Genomic DNA, 4,434 nt, shown 5'->3' with positions numbered 1-4,434 from the left:
GCCCCAGCCGCCCGTGGGCCCGCCGCCCGGCTTCGTGCCGCCGCCGGTCGGCGCGTACGGCGCCCCCCAGCCGCCCACCGAGGCGCCGACCGCCCCGGTGATCGCCTCGCCGCCCACCGTGCAGCTGCGCACCGAGCCGCCGAACTTCGACACCCCGCCGCCCGGCCCGGTGGTCACCGACGTCCCCGAGCCCGCCAAGCCCGAGCCCAAGGCGAAGAAGGGCGGGGTGTCCTGGAAGGCCCTGCTCGTCGTCGCCCTGGTGATGGCGATCGGCGGCACCGCGGGCGGCGTCTTCCTGATGAAGAAGCTGGGCGACAGCAAGTCGAGCAGCAGCAGCGCGGCCGCCGTCTCGGGCAGCCAGTCGGCCGCGCCGCTGCCCACGCAGAGCGCCGTCACGGCCCCGGCCACCGGCAGCAGTCCGACCGCCAGCAACTCCCCGGTGACGGTCCCGACCGGGAAGCCCAGCACGCCCGGCAGCACCGTCTCGGCGCCCGCCCGGCCCACCGGCTACACGCCGGCGCTCGACAAGGTCTCGCTCTCGATCCCGGGCGCCGACTACGCCAGCGACGCCTACAAGATCGACCTGACCGCCGGCAAGGTCGTGCCCCGCGGCAACGACCTCAAGTGGGGCTTCGGCGTCGGCAAGGCGCAGTGCTGCGGCGGCAAGGCGGACTCCTTCGCCCCGTACGGCAACGACGCCTCCGACTTCGCGGTGATCAGCGAGTCCAGCGTCACCCCGGAGCAGTGCGCGAGCGCGATCGACTCCCGCCCGGACACCGACCTCAGCTTCAACCGCGTCACCGCGGGCCGGCTGCTGTGCATCCGCGACCGGGTGACCCAGAACATCGCGGTCGCCGTCGTGGAGGTCGCCGACGCGAGCACCGGGGCCGCCAAGGCGACCGTCAGCACCTGGCGGGCCAACGGCCAGCCCGGACTATCCTGACCAGGTCAACCCCCATCCGACCGGAGCGAACCGTGTACTTCACCGACCGAGGCATCGAGGAGCTGGAGAACCGGCGCGGCGACGAGGAGGTCACCTTCGAGTGGCTGGCCGAGCGCCTGCGCGAGTTCGTCGACCTCAACCCCGACTTCGAGATCCCGGTCGAGCGGCTGGCCACCTGGCTGGCGCGGCTCGACGACGAGGACGACGAGTGACGCGGTGAACCGCAGACGAGAGGCCCGGAGGCTTGCCCTCCGGGCCTCTCGCGTTCTCCCGCGCCGTCCCGTAGGGGTGGGCCTCAGGGCCGCGTCCGGGCCGGGATCAGGGGCCGAACCGCTTGCTTTTCCCGCCACGCGATATATCGTCTTCAGCAGAGAACGCGATACATCGCGAGTCGCAACGGGAGGCGGCAGAGATGAGCCAGTGGACGGTCGACGGACCCGACAGCATCACCATCGACGAGGCCGTGCGCGCGGTCAACGTGCGGGTCATCGACGGCACCGTGAACGTGGTGGCGGCCGACGGCCCCGCCCGCCTGGAGGTCACCGAGCTGCGCGGCGAGCCGCTGCACGTGACGCTGGTCGACGGCGTCCTCACGGTCACCTACAAGGACATCAGCAGCTGGGGCGAGGTCGGCGACTGGATCAAGTCCGCCTCCTCGATCAAGAGCTTCTTCGGCTCGCTGAAGAGCAAGCGCGTCGCCGGTGTCACCCTGACCGTCCCGGCCGACACCGAGGTCAAGGTCGGCACCGTCTCGGCCGGCGCGACCGTCTCCGGCTTCACCGGCCACGTCTCGGTGCAGAGCGCCAACGGCGACGCGACGCTCGTCGGGCTCAAGGGCCGCACCGACGCCAACACCGTCTCCGGCGACGTCGACGCCCAGTCGGTGGCCGGCCGGCTCAAGGTGAACACCGTCTCCGGGCAGCTCACCGTGGTCGCCGGCACCGCCGACCGGGTCCAGGCCAACTCGGTCACCGGCGCGGTCACGCTGGACCTCGACGTGTCCACCCCGGCCGACATCAAGGTCACCACGGTCAGCGGCGCGGTCGCCGTGCGGCTCCCCTCGCTGGCCGACGCCCGGGTCGACGCCGGCTCCACCAGCGGCGACGTCTCCAGCACCTTCGACCAGCTCAAGCTGGGCGGCAGCTGGGGCGCCAAGCGCCTGTCCGGCCAGCTCGGCGACGGCCAGGGCAGCCTCGCGGTCACCACCGTCTCCGGCGCCGTCACGGTGCTGCGCCGCCCCGACGCGGAGGACGAGGGGCCGGTCGTGGTCCGCGAGCTGCCGGCCGGCCCGAGCCTCGACAAGCCCGCCGGACCCGACCTCACCAAGGAGGCGTGAGATGAGCCCCGTCTTCGGCCACGGCCGGCTGCGGCTCTACCTGCTGAAGCTGCTGGACGAGTCCCCGCGGCACGGCTACGAGGTGATCCGCCTCCTGGAGGAGCGCTTCCAGGGCCTCTACGCGCCCTCCGCCGGGACGGTCTACCCGCGGCTCGCCAAGCTGGAGCAGGAGGGCCTGGTCGCCCACAGCTCCGAGGGCGGCCGCAAGGTGTACCGGCTGACCGACGCCGGCCGCGCCGAACTGGCCGGCCGCCAGGCCGAGTTGGACGAGCTCGAGGTGGAGATCCACGACTCCGTGACGCAGCTCGCCGGGGCGATCCGCGAGGACGTCAGGGACAGCGCGAAGGACCTGCGCGAGGAGCTGTGGAACGCCGCGAAGGCCGCCCCCAGGCCGGACCGCACCGAAGACGGGGACCCATGGGCCGGCCCCTGGGGGGACAAGGAGTCCTGGCAGCGCGCCAAGGACGAGTTCGCCCAGTTCAAGCGGCATGCCAAGGAGCAGGCCAAGCGGGCCAAGGAGCAGGAGAAGGCCGCCAAGGCCAAGGCGAAGGCCGCCGAGGAGGAGGCCCGCCGGCTGCGCGAGCAGTCCAGGGCGGCCCGGACGGCGGCCCAGCAGGAGGCGCTGCGGATCAAGCGCCGGGTCGAGCAGCAGGTGCGCGAGCACGCGGCCAAGGGCGACTGGCCGACCGGGCTGGCCGAGGGCCTCTCGGAGCTGACCAAGGGTCTGGCCGGGCTGGCCGACGCGGCCCGCTGGGGCCAGCACGGACCGGACGCGCCGCCCGCCCCGGCGCCCGGCCCGGCCGACCGGGTCACGGTGACCAGGATCGACCTGGACAAGGACGAGCAGGCCGAGGCCCCGGCCGACCTGCCGCCGTGGGCGGCGACCGACCCGGACGGCGACCCGGCCCGCGAGCTGGAGCGGCTGCTCGACCGGTTCCGCGACCAGGTCCGCGACGCGGCCCGGGACGGCGGGGTGACGCCCGAGCGGCTCGCCGAGGCCCGCTCGGTGCTCGGCGCGGCCGGTGAGCGCCTCAAGCGGCTGCTCGGCTAGGGCCTGCGAAGGGACGAACGTGGACGGGCCCGGCGCTTCTCGGGGGAGAGCGCCGGGTCCGTCCACATGTCCGCGCCGGGTCCTACGGGTTCAGGACGATCTTGCCGAAGACGTCGCCCTTGGCCAGCCGGGCGAAGCCCTCTCGGGCCTCGGCCAGCGGCAGCACCGAGTCGATCACCGGCCGGACGCCGGCCGTCGCGCAGAGCGAGAGCAGCCCGGCCAGCTCGTCCTTGGTGCCCATGGTCGAGCCGACCACCTTGAGCTCCAGGAAGAAGATCCGGTTCAGCTCGGCGGCCTTCGGGCTGGGCCCCGAGGTGGCACCCGAGATGACGATGGTGCCGCCCGGGCGCAGCGACTTCACCGAGTGGGACCAGGTGGCGGCGCCGACCGTCTCCATCACCGCGTCCACCCGCTCCGGGAGCCGGGCGCCGCTCTCGAACGCAGCGTCGGCGCCGAGCCCGACGGCCCGCGCGCGCTTGGCCTCGTCCCGTCCGGTGACCCAGACCCGCAGCCCGGCCGCCTTGCCGAGGACGATCAGCGCGGTCGCCACGCCGCCGCCCGCGCCCTGCACAAGGACGGTGTCCCCGGGCTTCACCCCGGCGTTGGTGAACAGCATCCGGTAGGCCGTCAGCCACGCCGTGGGCAGGCAGGCGGCCTCCTCGAAGCTGAGCTCGGCCGGCTTGGGCAGCAGGTTCCAGGTCGGGACGGCCACCCGCTGGGCGAAGGTGCCCTGGTAGCGCTCGGTGAGGATGGACCGGGGCTCGTCCGGCCCCACCCCGTGGCCGGACTGGCCGATCACCGAGTGGAGGACGACCTCGTTGCCGTGCTCGTCGACGCCGGCCGCGTCGCAGCCGAGGATCATCGGCAGCTTCTCGGCGGGCAGGCCGACGCCGCGCAGCGACCACAGGTCGTGGTGGTTGAGGCTGGCCGCCTTCACGGTGACCACGCTCCACCCGGGGCGGGCCTGCGGCTCGGGGAGTTCGCCCAACTCCAGTCCGGAGAGCGGGTCGTCGGCGTCGATGCGGGCGGCGTAGGCAGCAAACATGGTGGGACGATAGCGCCGACGGCCGGGGCCGGGAACCACGCGTGGGTGTGACGCGTGTC

Annotated in this window: 4 protein-coding genes and 1 pseudogene; 4 read left to right on the top strand and 1 reads right to left on the bottom strand. The window is 73.7% G+C overall.

All coding sequences use genetic code 11. From position 1 onward, the window contains the following. The 4 genes and pseudogenes from AB0O00_RS30710 to AB0O00_RS30695 form a co-directional block, all read left to right on the top strand. Positions 1-943, top strand: a pseudogene (locus AB0O00_RS30710) (hypothetical protein); the annotation flags it as partial. 32 nt (positions 944-975) lie between these two features. Next, the gene (locus tag AB0O00_RS30705) at positions 976-1,155 is read left to right on the top strand and encodes a DUF6104 family protein (RefSeq protein ID WP_030057990.1); all 180 of its coding nucleotides are present in this window, start codon (positions 976-978) and stop codon (positions 1,153-1,155) included. Positions 1,156-1,355: 200 nt separating this feature from the next. Beyond that, on the top strand, positions 1,356-2,279 hold the full coding sequence (locus AB0O00_RS30700; RefSeq protein WP_363657306.1) for a DUF4097 family beta strand repeat-containing protein: 924 nt from the start codon (positions 1,356-1,358) through the stop codon (positions 2,277-2,279). A 1-nt stretch (position 2,280) separates the two neighbouring features. Further along, a complete protein-coding gene (locus AB0O00_RS30695) occupies positions 2,281-3,330 on the top strand; it encodes a PadR family transcriptional regulator (RefSeq protein ID WP_363657304.1) in 1,050 nt (349 codons plus the stop codon). An 82-nt stretch (positions 3,331-3,412) separates the two neighbouring features. Here the strand turns inward: AB0O00_RS30695 and AB0O00_RS30690 are convergent, their stop codons facing one another. Further along, the gene (locus AB0O00_RS30690) at positions 3,413-4,375 is read right to left on the bottom strand and encodes a zinc-binding dehydrogenase (RefSeq protein WP_363657302.1); all 963 of its coding nucleotides are present in this window, start codon (positions 4,373-4,375) and stop codon (positions 3,413-3,415) included. Positions 4,376-4,434: the final 59 nt, after the last annotated feature.

Origin of the sequence: Kitasatospora sp. NPDC093558, from assembly GCF_040683475.1 — a bacterium.
In the GTDB taxonomy this organism is placed as follows: domain Bacteria; phylum Actinomycetota; class Actinomycetes; order Streptomycetales; family Streptomycetaceae; genus Kitasatospora.
This window is presented reverse-complemented; position numbering and strand designations above follow the sequence as displayed.

Bases quoted from the DNA above. Each gene is read 5' to 3' on its own strand.
- AB0O00_RS30700 (WP_363657306.1), top strand. From the start codon at position 1,356: ATGAGCCAGTGGACGGTCGACGGACCCGACAGCATCACCATCGACGAG.
- AB0O00_RS30695 (WP_363657304.1), top strand. From the start codon at position 2,281: ATGAGCCCCGTCTTCGGCCACGGCCGGCTGCGGCTCTACCTGCTGAAG.
- AB0O00_RS30690 (WP_363657302.1), bottom strand. From the start codon at position 4,375: ATGTTTGCTGCCTACGCCGCCCGCATCGACGCCGACGACCCGCTCTCC.